Source organism: Microbaculum mangrovi, assembly GCF_051390635.1.
In the GTDB taxonomy this organism is placed as follows: Bacteria; Pseudomonadota; Alphaproteobacteria; order Rhizobiales; family Tepidamorphaceae; genus Microbaculum.
In genome coordinates, this window is the sequence record NZ_JBPODT010000003.1 from 604,310 (window position 1) to 619,043 (window position 14,734).

12 protein-coding genes and 1 tRNA gene are annotated in these 14,734 nt (G+C 60.9%); 8 read left to right on the plus strand and 5 right to left on the minus strand.

Features of this window, described 5'->3' with window-relative positions; translation table 11 throughout:
• Positions 1-113 precede the first annotated feature (113 nt).
• Together ACSF9G_RS15680 and ACSF9G_RS15685 are read right to left on the minus strand one after the other, a co-directional pair.
• Entirely contained in the window at positions 114-1,001 is an 888-nt protein-coding gene (locus ACSF9G_RS15680; protein WP_436643029.1) for a metallophosphoesterase, read from the minus strand.
• Between the two features lie 215 nt (positions 1,002-1,216).
• Entirely contained in the window at positions 1,217-2,605 is a 1,389-nt protein-coding gene (locus ACSF9G_RS15685; RefSeq protein ID WP_436643030.1) for an aspartate aminotransferase family protein, read from the minus strand.
• A gap of 238 nt (positions 2,606-2,843) precedes the next feature.
• On the opposite strand from ACSF9G_RS15685, the gene ACSF9G_RS15690 reads away from it, so the two are divergent.
• Positions 2,844-4,268, plus strand: a complete 1,425-nt coding sequence (locus tag ACSF9G_RS15690; RefSeq protein WP_436643031.1) for an amidase — start codon at positions 2,844-2,846, stop codon at positions 4,266-4,268.
• Positions 4,269-4,337: 69 nt separating this feature from the next.
• Here the strand turns inward: ACSF9G_RS15690 and ACSF9G_RS15695 are convergent, their stop codons facing one another.
• Positions 4,338-4,715, minus strand: coding sequence for a hypothetical protein (locus ACSF9G_RS15695; protein ID WP_436643032.1), 378 nt, complete (start codon positions 4,713-4,715; stop codon positions 4,338-4,340).
• 145 nt (positions 4,716-4,860) lie between these two features.
• Positions 4,861-5,232, minus strand: a complete 372-nt coding sequence (locus ACSF9G_RS15700; protein ID WP_436643033.1) for a DUF4870 family protein — start codon at positions 5,230-5,232, stop codon at positions 4,861-4,863.
• Positions 5,233-5,394: 162 nt separating this feature from the next.
• Here ACSF9G_RS15700 and ACSF9G_RS15705 point away from each other — a divergent pair, with 162 nt between their 5' ends.
• Entirely contained in the window at positions 5,395-7,035 is a 1,641-nt protein-coding gene (locus ACSF9G_RS15705) for a 3-(methylthio)propionyl-CoA ligase (protein ID WP_436643034.1), read from the plus strand.
• A gap of 9 nt (positions 7,036-7,044) precedes the next feature.
• Positions 7,045-7,836: a DUF1499 domain-containing protein gene (locus tag ACSF9G_RS15710; RefSeq protein WP_436643035.1), complete on the plus strand. Its 792-nt coding sequence runs from the start codon at positions 7,045-7,047 to the stop codon at positions 7,834-7,836.
• 6 nt (positions 7,837-7,842) lie between these two features.
• Here ACSF9G_RS15710 and ACSF9G_RS15715 read toward each other — a convergent pair whose 3' ends face one another.
• Positions 7,843-8,754: an MBL fold metallo-hydrolase gene (locus ACSF9G_RS15715; protein ID WP_436643036.1), complete on the minus strand. Its 912-nt coding sequence runs from the start codon at positions 8,752-8,754 to the stop codon at positions 7,843-7,845.
• Between the two features lie 203 nt (positions 8,755-8,957).
• On the opposite strand from ACSF9G_RS15715, the gene ACSF9G_RS15720 reads away from it, so the two are divergent.
• The 5 genes from ACSF9G_RS15720 to ACSF9G_RS15740 all read left to right on the plus strand — a co-directional run bounded on the left by ACSF9G_RS15720 (position 8,958) and on the right by ACSF9G_RS15740 (position 14,732).
• Positions 8,958-9,031: transfer RNA gene (locus ACSF9G_RS15720), tRNA-Gln, on the plus strand.
• Between the two features lie 234 nt (positions 9,032-9,265).
• A complete protein-coding gene (locus ACSF9G_RS15725; protein WP_436643037.1) occupies positions 9,266-9,895 on the plus strand; it encodes a toxin-activating lysine-acyltransferase in 630 nt (209 codons plus the stop codon).
• Between the two features lie 356 nt (positions 9,896-10,251).
• Positions 10,252-11,469 (plus strand): hypothetical protein, encoded by a 1,218-nt coding sequence (locus ACSF9G_RS15730; protein ID WP_436643038.1) that lies wholly within the window; start codon positions 10,252-10,254, stop codon positions 11,467-11,469.
• Positions 11,469-13,433: a hypothetical protein gene (locus tag ACSF9G_RS15735; RefSeq protein WP_436643039.1), complete on the plus strand. Its 1,965-nt coding sequence runs from the start codon at positions 11,469-11,471 to the stop codon at positions 13,431-13,433. The genes ACSF9G_RS15730 and ACSF9G_RS15735 overlap by 1 nt, the downstream gene beginning before the upstream one ends.
• A gap of 183 nt (positions 13,434-13,616) precedes the next feature.
• On the plus strand, positions 13,617-14,732 hold the full coding sequence (locus tag ACSF9G_RS15740) for a hypothetical protein (RefSeq protein ID WP_436643040.1): 1,116 nt from the start codon (positions 13,617-13,619) through the stop codon (positions 14,730-14,732).
• Positions 14,733-14,734 lie beyond the last annotated feature (2 nt).

Genomic DNA, 14,734 nt, shown 5'->3' on the forward strand with positions numbered 1-14,734 from the left:
ATTGACGCGCGCCCCCGGAATGAAGTCCCGCGCCGAAGGCGGGGCGGCAAACCACAGGGCCCGAACGGTGCCGGTATCCGCCGTTCGGACAGGGATCATCCGAAAAAATAATTTCAGGCTTCGGCGGCAGGGCGCAGCGTCACCAGGGTGATCTCCGGCGGCACGCCGAAGCGCACGGGCAGGATCGAGCAGCCCAGCCCGCCGGAAACGACCATGTGCCGGTCGTCTTCGACGATATGGCCGTAGGCGAAGCGCTGGCCGTAGGCCGACGGCACGACGGGGCTGCCGATCCCCGGCAGGCGGATCTGGCCGCCATGGGTGTGCCCCGCAAGCGTCAGCGCCACCCGGTCGGGAACGTTGACGAAGATATCCGGCTCGTGGGCGAGCAGGATGACCGGCGCGTCGTCATGGACCATATCCAGCGTGCCGGGCAGGTCGTCGACGCCGCGGAACCCGGTGTCGGTGCGGTGGGCGATCTGGTCGCCGATACCGGCGAACCAGAACTCGCGCCGACGGTGCTTCAGCCGGATCGCGTCGTTCTCGTAGAGCGGGATGCCGGCGCGCGACAGGCCGAAGCGCACGGCATCGACATCGGTCCACCAGTCGTGGTTGCCGAGCACCGCGTGCACGCCCAGCGGCGCGCGCAGGCGCGACAGCGGGATCGCCCATTCCTCCGGCTCGATGGCGCGGGTGCGGAAGTTGCGCAGACCCGCCGCGAAGTCGCCGAGAATGACGATCGCATCGGGTTCATGTTTCATGGTGCGCGCCACGATCTGCTCGATGCGGTTCACCGACATCCACGGGTCGCAGGCGTGCAGGTCGGAAAGGATCGCGATCCGCATCGGCGGGTGCCGCGCCGGCCAGGCCGGGCTGCGCACGGTATGGCGGGCAACGACCAGTCGGAAACCGGGCTCGATGGCAAAAGCGTAGCTGGATAGTCCGACGCCGGCGGCGGCGGTGGTGCCGGCGCCGATCAACAATTGCCTGCGGGTTATCCGCATGCAGAAACCTCCATCGACCAGCCCCCGGTCGGCGGGTCTATACCACGAAATGCCGTTCGAAAATCGACCCTAAGCGCCACAGGATTAACGCGCGGTGGGGCGGATGTGTGGCCGGCCGGCGAATTGCGCCGGCCGGCCCCAGAACTCAGGCCCCAGAACTCAGGCCCCAGAACTCAGGCCCCAGAACTCAGGCCCCAGAACTCAGGCCCCAGAACTCAGGCGGCGCGCAGGTTCTGGGCGCTGACCAAGGCTTCGGCCTTGTCGAGCGCGCGGCCGAGCCGGTCGAACAGCTCGCCGATCTCGTCCTCGGAGATGACCAGCGGCGGGCACAGCGCGATGATGTCGCCGCCGAGCGCGCGCACGATCAGGCCTTCCGCCTCGGCGAATGCGGCGACCTTGGCGCCGACGCCGGCCTTCGCGTCGAAGGCGCGCCTGGTGTCCTTGTCGGCGACCAGCTCGAGCGCGCCGATCAGGCCCAGGCCGCGCGCTTCCCCGACGAGGGGATGCTCGCCCAGCGCCTTCAGCCGCGACTGGAAGGTCGGCGAAATGGCGTTGACCTTGCCGACGATGTTCTCGCGCTCGTAGATCTCCAGCGTCTTGAGCGCGACGGCGGCGGCCACCGGATGGCCCGAATAGGTGTAGCCGTGGCCGAAGGTGCCGAGTTTCTTGCTCTCGTCGATCATCGCCTGATACATGCGCTCCGGCACCATCACCGCACCGATCGGCTGATAGGCCGACGACAGCGCCTTGGCGACGGAGACCGTATCCGGCTGCATGCCCATGGTCTGGGCGCCGAACATGGTGCCGAGCCGGCCGAAGCCGCAGATCACCTCGTCGTCGATGAACAGCACATCGTACTTGTCGAGCACCGCCTTGACCTTCTCGTAGTAGGTCTTCGGCGGGATGATGACGCCGCCGGCGCCCATCACCGGTTCGGCGATGAAGGCGGCGACCGTATCCGGGCCTTCCCTCTGGATCAGCGCGTCGAGGCTGTCCGCCATCCGCGTGGCGAAGTCCTCTTCCGTCTCGCCCGCTTCCATGCCGCGATAGGGGTGCGGGCAGTCGGCGTGCAGGATGTTGGAGATCGGCAGGTCGAAATCGATGTGGTTGTAGGGCAGGCCGGTGAGGCTCGCCGAGGCCACGGTGACGCCGTGATAGCCACGCAGGCGCGAGATGATCTTCTTCTTGTTCGGACGGCCGAGCGCGTTGTTGAAGTACCAGGCGAGCTTGACCTGGGTGTCGTTGGCTTCGGAGCCCGAGGAGACGAAGAACACCTTGGAGATCTCGCAGGGCGCGATCTCCTTCAGCTTCTCCGCGAGCGCGATGCCCGGGTCATGGCTCTTGCCCGCGAACATGTGGCTGAACGGGAGCCTGCGCATCTGGTCGGCGGCGGCCTCGACCAGTTCCTCGTTGCCGTAGCCCAGCGACGTGCACCACAGGCCGGCGAGGCCTTCGATGTATTCCTTGCCGTTGGAATCGTAGAGAAAAACGCCCTTGCCGCGTTCGAACACGATCGGACCGGTCGTCCGGTGCGTGTCCAGGTTGGTATAGGGGTGAAGCACCGTCTCGATATCGCGGACGGCGAGGTTGGAAAGCGGCGGCATTTGATCTGACTCCGAATAGCCGGAAGACGGAAAGGTACAGCACCGGCATCACAAGCCGATCCGGGGGCGAATGTAAAGCAGCCGCCGCGCGTGGGGCTGGTTCGCGCTACGGTGTTGCGCGTGGTTTGCCCGATCGCTGGCGATGCCCGTCTCGTAATGGTAACGGGTTGGGCAAGACGAGCTGGCGAGACTGCGATGCCAGACAATACGGAAACGCCTTAGACAAACGGAACCGAATATGACCGCCGACGCCTCCCTGATTTCCAAGACCGCCATTCAGGTCCGCGATCTGCTGCGGACGGGCGAGGTGAGCCCGCTCGATCTTCTCGATACGATCGAGGCGCGGATTGCCGAGGTCGACCCGGCGGTCAATGCCTTGCCGACGCTCTGTTTCGATCGTGCCCGGGCGCGGGCGCGTGCGCTGATGGACAAGCCGATCGCCGAGCGCGGGCTGCTGGGCGGCATGCCGGTGCCGATCAAGGATCTTGTCGACGTCGAAGGCGTGCGTTCGACGCGCGGCTCGCCGATCTTCGCCGATACCGTGCCCGAGGCGTCGGACGTGCTGGTGGAGACCCTGGAGGACCAAGGCGGCATCATCTACGCCAAGTCGAACACGCCCGAATTCGGCGCCGGCGCCAACACCTTCAACGAGGTCTTCGGCCGCACGCTCAATCCCTGGAACACGTCGCGCTCCGCCGCCGGGTCCTCCGGCGGGGCGGCGGTGGCGCTCGCCACCGGCACCGCCTGGCTGGCGCACGGTTCCGATCTTGGCGGCTCGCTGCGCAATCCGGCGAGCTTCTGCGGCATCGTCGGCATGCGCCCTTCGCCCGGCCGTTGCGCCGCGACGCCGGGCCTGCCGCTGGACCAGACCATGGGCGTCGAGGGGCCGATGGCGCGCAACGTCGAGGATCTGGCGCTGTTGTTCGACGCGATGGTCGGCGAGGATCCCCGCGATCCGATCTCGCTGCCCTGGGACGGGCGCTCGTTCCTGGGGTCGGCGCGCTCCGGCTGGAAGCCCACGAAGGTCGCCTGGACGAAGGATTTCGGAATTACGCCGGTCGATCCGGAGGTGGCCGAGATCTGCGAGGCGGCCGCCAGGCGGTTTTCCGAAGCCGGCGTGATCGTCGAGGAGGCGTGCCCGGATCTCTCGGAGGCGAATGCGTGCTTCGCCACCCTGCGTGCCGCCGGATACGTCGCGGCGATGAAGGCGCTCTATGCCACCCATCGCGACAAGCTGAAGCCGGACGTGATCTGGAATATCGAGTCTGGCCTGAAGCTCACCGCCAGCGAGATCGCGCATGCGCAGGATCAGCGCCTGACCCTGTTCAACCGGGCCCAGGCCTTCTTCGGCGACTATGATCTGTTGCTGTCGCCGGCCACCATCGTCGCGCCCTATCCCATCGAGCAGACCTATGTTGCCGAATGCAACGGCCATAGGTTCTCGAACTACATCGAGTGGCTGGCGGTCGCCTATCCGGCGACGTTGTGGATGAGCCCCGCGATCTCGATCCCCGCCGGCTTCACGCGCGAGGATCTGCCGGTCGGCCTGCAGATGATCGCGCCGCCGCGCGGCGAGCACCGTCTTCTGGCCGCGGCCAGGCAACTCGAATCGATCCTCTGGCCGACGCCGATCGTGCCGATCGATCCGCGGCCTGCGGTGTAGCTCGGATTTCTTGACGGAAAGCGCCGGGACGAGGGCCCGGCGCCGAGGGCGGGACGTCCGTCCGCCGCTTCAGGCCGGAACCAGCTCCGCTTGCCGGTCGTCCATCGTCGGCGGCGCCTCGACGAAGCCGCGGGGCAGCAGCCGGAAGACCTCGTCGAGGTCGGCGGCGCCGGCGGAGAAGAACGGCCAGCCGCCGTCTTCGGGCGTGTCGTATCCGGGCGCGCGCTCCGGGATAGCCAGAACCAGGAAATCGCTGCCGGACTGATCCGTCTGTCCGACGATCCAGTGTACCGATCCGAAATCGGGATGCGGGGTCTCGAGGCCGAAGAGGCTGACGGCCTCCGCGTCCAGCAGCGCCGCGCGGGCGCTCTCGATGATGTCATGAATGTCGGACGAGCTGTCGGCGGCGGATAGCGCCTGCCGAATACTGTCCGATATCCGATCCACCGCCCCCCGGGCCCCTGGCGTGTGGTTCGTTTGCATGCCGCGAGTTTAGAAGCCCGAAAACGGCGATTTTTCGGCAAGGTAGGCCGGAAAGCGAATTGCCGGGGGAGGGCCCCGGCAATCGTGATTGATCTGGTTTTCCTGGCCGTCAGACCATCCAGGTCTGCGGATCGGGGATCGGCTCGCGCCGCTGCGCCGCCTGCAGGCCTTTGACGCAGCGCACCACCAGCCAGATTAAGATGGCGATGTAGAGCAGGAAGCCGATGAAAATGAAAACGAGAATGGACGAGATGAGAAAGTAGAGGATTCCGATCCAGAACGTCCGGATCTGATAGGTGCTGTGGCTTTCCAGCCAGCCGGTCATCTCTTTGCGGTTCATGTAGGCGAGCACGATCGCGACGATCGGCACGATGGGTATGACGATGCCGACCAGATACAGGATGTAGATCAGGACGGCGCTCTTTGCCGGGTCGCGCCCGGTCAGGGCGCCGGTGATACCGTCAACGGGATCTTCGCTCATCATGCGTCCTTACGAATCAAGCGTCAGTGATGAAAATGTCATTTTACGATACCATTTCGACCCGTCATTCGCGAACCGGAGCGCACACGGCCATTGGCGCGGGGCCTACGTAGGGTTACAACAGCGTCAACAAACGGGAACAACGAATAGGGGAGGATTTCGATGCTTGGTTTGATGCAGGATTGGCCGCTCCTGTGCCACAAGATCATCGATTATGCCGCCGAACAGCATGGCGGACGCGAGGTCGTCTCGCGGTCGGTCGAGGGGCCGATCCACCGGATCACCTACGCCGAGCTCAGGGTGCGCGCCAGGAAGGTCGCACAGGCCCTCGAGCGCGACGGGATCAAGCTCGGTGACCGGGTCGGCACGCTCGCCTGGAACACATGGCGGCACCTGGAAGCCTGGTATGGCATCACCGGGCTCGGTGCGATCTATCACACGGTCAATCCGCGCCTTTTTCCCGAGCAGATCGCCTACATCATGAATCACGCCGAAGATCGGATCATGCTGACCGATCTGACCTTCGTGCCGCTGCTCGAGGAACTGCAGGATCATCTGAAGACGGTCGAGCGCTTCGTCATCCTCACCGACACGGCGCACATGCCCGAGACGCGCCTCCAGGGCGCGGTGTCCTATGAGGAGTGGATCGGGGCGGAGGACGGCGATTTCGACTGGCGTACGTTCGACGAGAACACCGCCTGCGGCATGTGCTACACCTCCGGCACCACCGGCCATCCGAAGGGCGTGGTCTATTCCCATCGCTCCAACGTGCTGCATGCGATGGCGGTGACGGTGCCCAACGTTCTGTCCCTGGGCACCGGCGATGTCGTGATGCCGGTCGTTCCGCTGTTCCATGCCAACAGCTGGTCGCTGGCCTTCTCCGTCCCGATGGCCGGCGCCACCATGGTCATGCCGGGACCGAAGATGGACGGGCAGTCGATCTACGAGCTGCTCGACACCGAGAAGGTGACGTTCACCGCCGCGGTGCCGACGGTGTGGCTGATGCTGCTGCAGTATCTGGAGGAATCCGGCAAGAAGCTCCCCCACCTCAACCGCGTGGCGATCGGTGGATCGGCCTGCCCGCGCTCGATGATCGAGAAGTTCCAGAACAATTACGGTGTTGAGGTGATGCACGCGTGGGGCATGACGGAAATGAGCCCGATCGGCTCGACCTGTGCCATGAAACCGGAATACAGGGATCTGGAGGGCGACGCCAAACTGGATATCCAGGTGACGCAGGGATACGCGCCGTTCACCGTCGAGATGAAGATCACGGACGACAACGAAAACGACCTACCCTGGGACGGCAAGACCTTCGGCCGGCTGAAGGTCCGCGGTCCCGCCGTCTCGCGGTCGTACTTCAAGGGCGAGGGCGGTGAGATCCTGGACAAGGACGGCTTTTTCGACACCGGCGACGTCGCCGCGATCGATCGGCACGGCTACATGAACATCACCGACCGATCGAAGGACGTCATCAAGTCCGGCGGCGAGTGGATCTCCTCGATCGACCTCGAAAACCTGGCGGTTGGCCATCCCGATGTCGCCGAGGCCGCGGTGATCGGCATCCAGCACCCCAAGTGGGACGAGCGGCCGCTCCTGATCATCGTGCGCAAGCCGGGCACCAACCCGAGCAAGGAGGACATCCTCGCCTTCATGCAGGACAAGGTCGCCAAGTGGTGGATGCCCGACGACGTGACCTTCGTCGACGAGATCCCGCACACGGCGACCGGGAAGATCCAGAAGATCACGCTGCGCGATCAGTTCAAGGACTATCGCCTGCCCACGGCCGACGCGGCGGAATAGGCGGGACGATTGCCGGCACGATATCCCGAGCGCTGGTCGCGGCAGGCGCGCTGGAGCCGCCGGCTGGGCATCTTCGCCGTCCCCGTCGCCGTCCTGACGACGCTGCTGCACCGTTTCGCCGACCTCGACACGCAGGCCGGCATGGTGCTGCTCGGCGTCGCCCTGGCGCTGGCGCTGTGCGCGCTGATACTCGGGATCGGGGCCTTCACCGTCATCTGGACGCGCGGATTTCATGGCACGCGACAGGCGATTTCCGGGGTCGCCTGCGCGGTGCTGGTGCTTGCCTGGCCGGCGTGGCTGACGGCGCACCTGGTCTACCTGCCGGCCATCAACGACGTGACCACCGACTGGTTCGACCCACCCGAGCTCAGGCAGGCGGCGCGGGTGCGCCCGCCCGATGCCTTGTCGACCGAGTATCCGGGCAAGGAGGTCGCCGTTCGCCAGCGGCAGGCCTATCCCGAGATCGTGCCGCTGTTCCTCGGCTACTCGGCCAACGAGGTCTATATGGCCGCCCGGACCCTCGCGGAAGACCGGGGCTGGGATATCCTCTACGACATCCCGCCCGGGCTTCAGGAGGCCGGCCGCATCGAGGCGGTGGCGCCGACGCTCCTATTCGGCTTCCGCGATGACGTGGTGATCGTGGTGACCCGTCTCGGGCCGCAGGAGACGCGCGTCGACATGCGGTCGGTGTCGCGGTTCGGCCGCCACGATTTCGGCGCGAACGCGGCACGCATCTACGATTTCCTCACCGGGCTGACCGCCCGGATGGAGATTCCCGTCGAACCGGAGCCGACGTCCTGAAACCGGTCACCGCGCCCGGAAGGAGGCGGACAGGGTCGGGTCCCCGTCGCAGGCAACAAGGTCGCGGTCGATCAGATCCTCGATATGGGCGAGCACCGAAAGGCCTGCGGCGGTGATCAGCCGCGGGTCGAGCCCCTTGTACAGTTGCTCCACGATCTCCGGGATCGTGTCGACGCCATCGCGCAGCCGCTTGAGAATGGCGGTCTCCCGCTGGCGCCGGTGCAGCGACAGCAGCCGGACGAACCGTTGCGGTTCCCTCAGCGCGCCGCCGTGGCCGGGCAGATAGAGCCGGTCCTGGCGGTTCGCCAGTGTGTCGAGCGAGGTCATGAAGGCGGCCATGTTGCCGTCGGGGGGGGCGACCACCGAGGTCGACCAGGCCATGACGTGGTCGCCCGAGAACAGCGTGCCGGTGCCTTCCAGCTCAAGACAGATGTGATTGGCGGTATGGCCGGGCGTGTGCACCGCGACCAGGGACCAGTCGTCCGTCGCCACCCGGCCGCCGTCCGGCAGCAAGACGTCGGGCGTGAAGTCGGTGTCGTTCGACGCGTCGAGCCGCTGGTCCTCTCCCGGATGCGGCGGCCGCGCCGATCGATGCGGGCCGAAGGCATAGGTCCCCGCGCCGTGCGCGGTGGCCATGATCGGGGCGAGCGGCGAGTGGTCGCGATGGGTATGCGTGACGACGACCGCGGCGACCGTCTCGCCTTCGATCGCCTGTTCGATGGCGGCGCGGTGGGCCGCGTCGTCCGGTCCCGGGTCGATGATCGCGACGTTGCCCGTGCCGACGATGTAGGTATTGGTGCCGCGGAAGGTGAACGGAGACGAATTCGGCGCCACGATCCGCCTCACCCCCGGCGCGACCTCCTCCGGCACGCCGATCGGCGGCTCGAAATGGCGTTCAAAGGGCAGGTCGTCGCTCATGAAGGCTCCGGTTCGGGCGTGATTTCGGCATCCAGTGCTGCCACCTAGGCAATCATTGCGGCGGGGACAAGGTTGAAAGGCGTGATTCACCGGTTGCGGTGGCTTGCGGGCGCGGTGCAAGGGGCGATATAGGTGCTTCGCGCCGTCGAAGCGACGCATGTGAGGGTCACATGTGTCCCGATGGTTCGCAATCCTCCCGGTATTGGGGCGTGGCCAAGTGGTAAGGCAGCGGGTTTTGGTCTCGCGATCCCAGGTTCGAATCCTGGCGCCCCAGCCAGCCGGTCTGATCTAAATCTACATCGTCGGTCGGGGAGCATCGGAGGCTTCCGGGCAGGCACCGGCTGCGAGCCGGCGGGAAGCGTCCTGCGATCAGAATTCAGCAGCTCTGGTTGACCGGGCCGCAATACAACTAAAGCGTGTCGACAGGCAGAAAAGCGGATGCAATCTTTGGTTTAGACAGATCGCGATCACACGGCGGATGAACCTCGAACCGGCGGGTGCGGGAGGCTGAATGTCGGAGTCGACGAACAGGACGAATGAGTCCGCCAAGGGTTCGAACGGCGCCGGCGAGCAGGCGCCGATCGACGCCGGCCTCGAGGCCGAGGCCAACGTCGAAACCGTTGCGGAGGGCTCCGCTGATGATGCGGCCGCAGCGTCACAGAAACGCAGCGAGGCGCTGGCGGCCTTCACCGCCCGCCTCGGCGAGGTCGTTGCTCTGCTGATGACCGTCCCGCGCTACCGGCACATGGCGATCCACGATCTCGACTGGTTGGTGCTTAGCCCCCTGATGCGCGACCAGCTCGCCGTGGCCACCGCGAATGCCAGGGAATCCGGGGCGAAACAGCTAGCCGGCGCGGTCCTGACCGCCAGGGTCTCCGAGGCCGTCGACGCCTCTATCCGCGAGCAGATCAAGGCCGGCGTGTTTCCGGTCCGGCTCAAGCCGGGCGACTGGACGAGCGGCGAAATCGTATGGCTCCTCGACGTGATCGCGCCGACGAAACCGATCGCCACGCGCATCCTTTCCGAGGTTTCGCGCGCCCGATTCGCCGACAAGAAAGTGCTGGTGCACCCGATCGTCGCCGGGCTGGTGGACAAGGACGTCCTGCGCAAGGTCGGTGGCGAGGGCGGAGACGCGGCCTAGCCCGATGGATCCGAGGCGGATCGGCTATTACCGCCATCGCGCTGTAACAATGCACAGCAGTATCAATTATCGGTTGGACACGTTTAAAGGGTGGTGCAGGCTTCTGTCACGGCGTTTTCGTGTGGAGGCTCGCATTGGGGGAGGCACTAAAGTGCGAGTGCATCCGATCGTGGAGAGGCAGGTGGATCAGGAGGTGTTGAAGGGGATGATTGGAGCTCCGGCCCGAGGAAATGAGGGGCTCATAGGATGAGCGGGGCGATGGTCCAGAGAAGCGACCATGCGCTTGAGCGGAGTCCGGTTGTACAGGCTCGTATTGACGGGGATACTTTGATACCTCGACCGGGACAGAATTGAGGATGACAGTCGCTATGGCCCCCGCGTATGAACCTACAGCTAGCTATTATGAGTTATTCCCGGATAGTTGCGCACGTTGGAAGATAGCGCCGGACGCAAAATCGGCGCGCAATTTAGCTACCGGAGCTGAATTGAGCTTCCACGGAGTAGACGAGAACGGACCTGTCTTTCTCACCAACTACAAGTACATCCACTCCGAGCCTGGCGACGATCTCAAGCCATTGATGTTTAGCTATACCGGGCCAGAGTTTTCATTTGACTTCAATGTGTTTCGCCAAATTGCTCTCAGTTATTTTGAAAGAAAAGATACATTAGAGCGCCTTCTCTTGTGGAAATTGGATCTAGATTCCGTCTTTTTATCGATGCCGGACGGGAGAGAAATTCATATAAATCAGTTGGAACAAGTAAAGTTTAATATAATTCGTGATGACTTGTTGGATATTTTACGAATTTGGCCGGATCACCCTGATGAAATTGGAAAGGTGCCGGAAGATAAGTTTAGAACCGATTGTTCGTTGCCGCAGCACGACGTGATCGTAACGGGCGGTTGGCTAGGGGATCAATGGACAAAGTTATTTTTTAGGTGGTCCGGCGGACGCTCCGGATTTTTCTTCAGGCAGGGATATCGCACTAAAAAAGTGCGTAAGTATCAGTCAGAATCAAGCGCTTGGAAGATTCAACGTGACCCAAAACTAGAACTTATCCATGAAAGCGCTGATTATACACTCTGTTTTGACGGAAAACATCACTATGAGAGGCCGCTTAAAGACGGGTCTATAAAAAAGAGCTTTTATAAATTTTTACTTAAAACGCAAAAAGAAACGGTCCCTATATGGACAGAATTCCAAAGCTTACCAAAGGATTATATTAAAGATAGCGATATTATTTGGAATTTATCTCTTGCAAATTCTGCGTATCTTTGTGCCGAGAAGAGCCCATCCGAAACTGCTTTTACTCACATAAGATATCATAAGCCTTTCTTCGAAAGAAATATGAATGTCGAGACGGTGAAGTTGATTGAATCGGTCGGCGTAGATGCGATTTTACACTGGCCTGGATTGGAGGAAACGGGATTTCTCCCGCCGGCAAAAGTCCACGTTTCTCAAGGGTACGTAAATGGCTGCTGGTCGTTTGGAGCCGGTTTCCAAACTGGGCACGACATATCTCTTTACGCGTTGTTTGAATACACCGACTGGAAGAAGCATTGGCGGGATATGTGATGTCGACATACACAACCTATGCAGACTTTGATCAGGCTGTCCAAGGCTTAATAACAAGGCTGGATGTAAGTTACTTAAGTGGTCTTTCATTGAGTGATTACGCGGGAACTGGTCCAGCGGTATTTTACGATGGCTATTTGGATGGATATTCGACAAAAGATCGTGCAATAGCTCTAAGAACGGAAGTCGGCGGATACTGGATAGAGGATACTATAGCGGGGGATAATTTAGTAAAAGATTTACAAGAGCTTAGTGTTATAGAAACAGAAATATACGAATCAACAGTACTTACTAGTCAGCAAAAGAGTGATTTAATAGGGGCAATTAATCATCTAATAAGTGATCCAGATTTAAGTACGAATCTTTGGGATGTGGCTTCGGAGAGATATGCCCATGCCGCAGGGGCGTATGCTTCTGAAGGGTATAGTGTATTTGGCGACCTAGACAATGGATGTCCGGGCGAATCAGCGGCAACTAGAAAGGAAATCCCAGCGCTTAAACAGTATTCAGATTTTGTCCTAAATAAAATACAAATGAAGGTGTGGGTAGATCTATCAGATGGAGGGGATTCAAAACTAATACATGACTTAATATACGCGCAAGTTAAATCAACGGTTTCGGTCGTGGGGAGTGTAAGCGCGATAAATACGCCTGAAGGTATTGACGCGCTTCAGCAATCTGTACATGAGATTTCAGTCGCAAAATCGCTCGGGAAAACAATAAAAGAATTTTTACTCGACGAATCTGGATCTTTGAAAACATACGAAATATTTGGTAATTTGGATGCGAAATCAATAGCAACTAGCGCGGGATTAGTTTTCGCGACTGCGGAGTTTGTACAGGCGCTTGACGATTTAGCGGAAGCCGCGGAGCAAGGGGGTACAGAGGGATTCCTCGAAGAACTTGAGACACAGGCGATATATTGGGGGGCGGGCTTTGTCATCGCGGTGGTGGGAGTAGCCCTTTTGCCTGAGTTAGCGGTGGCCGCGGGAATTGGCCTATCCGTAGTATCGGTGGCCGACCTGATTGGGCAGGTAATCGATGGGGTGCCCGGTGATCCGATTTCTGATCTGGGCGACAACGTACAAACCATAATCTCTACTTTGATCGATGTTTACCACGAAGGCGCGAACGACTCTCTTCCACCTGTGCCGCAGCCCGACCCGGTACCGAGCCAAGTTACACTCCAACCGATTGTCGGTGACGTGTACCGGGGCTTCTACAGAGACGACGATATCGACCTTAATATAATTCCGGAACAAGCGTTTGGCGCTGTCTTCGGCGGCGGAGGTGACGACCGGATCGTCGGGACGGACGCGACGGAGAACCTCTACGGGGGCATCGGTGACGACGACATAGAAGGCGGTGGCGGAAACGACCTTATCCTGGGAGATGATCTTTCGGATGAGACTGACGGTGGGCGCGATGTGCAGCACGGCGGCGCCGGTGACGATCAGATCGACGGTGGCAAAAACGACGACAGGATCTACGGCGACGAAGGCGACGATCTCCTGATCGGCGGCGGTGGCGGCGTCGATGTTATAGACGGTGGAAACACCGAGGCGCAGGAGCGGAATCTGCCCTATGCGGACGGGGACCGCCAAGTCCTTGCGATTAAGGACGACGGAATTGACACGGCGGACTACGCAGGCGCTGGGAATGGAATAGAGATTCGCATAGACAGTTCTTATTCTGAAAGAAATAGTATAAAAATTATAGATGATGGGGACGGGGCGCCAGCGGCAGGGAGATGTCGCCGGCCTTCGCCGCTGTCGCCACGAACTCCTCGAACAGGACGGCGGCCTCGGCGAGAGTCGCGGTTTCCGGGCCCGGCAGCAACGCGGGAAATTCGTCGCGCAAGGTCAGCGGTGACGGCGGCGACACCGCCTAGGCCGATAAAATCCGAGGCGTATCGGCCATGTCCGCCATCGCGCTGCAACAGTACACTGATACAGCACTTATAGGTTGCACACGTAGTGCGCGTGGTGCAGGCTTCCCTAGCGGCGTTTGGCGTGGCGGCTTTCATCGGGGGGAGGCATGGTGGGCCAGGATCGTCTTCTTAGTGAAGATAATGCCGGTGGTTGGTGCGAACGTCGGCGGCGCGCGGTTCGCGCTGTCCTGTTTGCAGCCAAAGGGACGCGCGCTTGATGTGGTCGCGCATGTCGAACCGCGCACGCTGGTGGACTGTTATCGCCGGCGTTTTCCTCGCGCTCTACGTAGCCACAGGCTGGGTATACGGCATGCCCCGTTATGTCTGGTATCAGGTGCGCGCGGAACTGGAGGTCGACGGCAAGCCGGTCACGGTCAAGGGAACGATAAAGTGTTCGCGGACATTCGACAACGTTTTGCGGAATTCCCTTTATCCGGCAAGTTCCCGGATATTGGCCAAACGGCTTGACGACGGCGGCGCGATTCTCATCGCCGATCTTTACTTCTGCGGCCGCTTTATACGGACCGGTAGCCTGAATCGCACGATCGACAACCCGCCTCTCGTCTTGTGGCTTGACGATTTCAACGACCCGCAGGTTGCCGAGTACTACGAGCTTCCAAGCTACCAGGACGCAAAGAATGCCCGCGTCCATGTCAACTTCATCGGCATCGACTGGTATATGCGCAGTCCTGTTGCGCTGCCGTTCATAAGCGTTCTTCTCGGCACGGGGTCGGTCGTCGACGGTGAAACCGTGCTCGACACGGTCCCCTGGCTTCGCGTTCCCTTCGCCAGCCAGGAAAAAGTCCTCGTCGGTTTTCGTGCGACCGTATTGGGCCCCGAGATACTCGCGGCGTATCCGTCGCTACAAGAGGCCTTATCTGAATTTTCCGAGCCGACCGAACTGACTTTCGATCAATTTCGTGAACTCAATGACAGCGGCCGTGTATGGAACAGATACATAAATCAGCGGTCAAGCTGTGCGGTACTCAACGATCCAACTCCTGAAACCCGCTCATCATGGATTAGGCACACATATGGTCTGATTCCGTCGCTCGATCCGTTCGGAGCCGTCTATTCAGAGGCATCGCGGACGCCTGGATTTATACGGTTTGAGAGATATCCCTATCACTTCAACAAAAGCGATATGCTTTCAATCGACATGGATCGAGTAAAAATTAGTATTTCTAAGAAAATATTGAGATCATTATTTTATATACCCAGTGAAAAAACTTTATATTATTATAAATCTATCGAAATTCCAGCTCAATTGTGCTTTCAGTTTCCAAGTTTATCAAAGAGTGAATCAATTGGAACTTACTGGCACGACAGATAGTG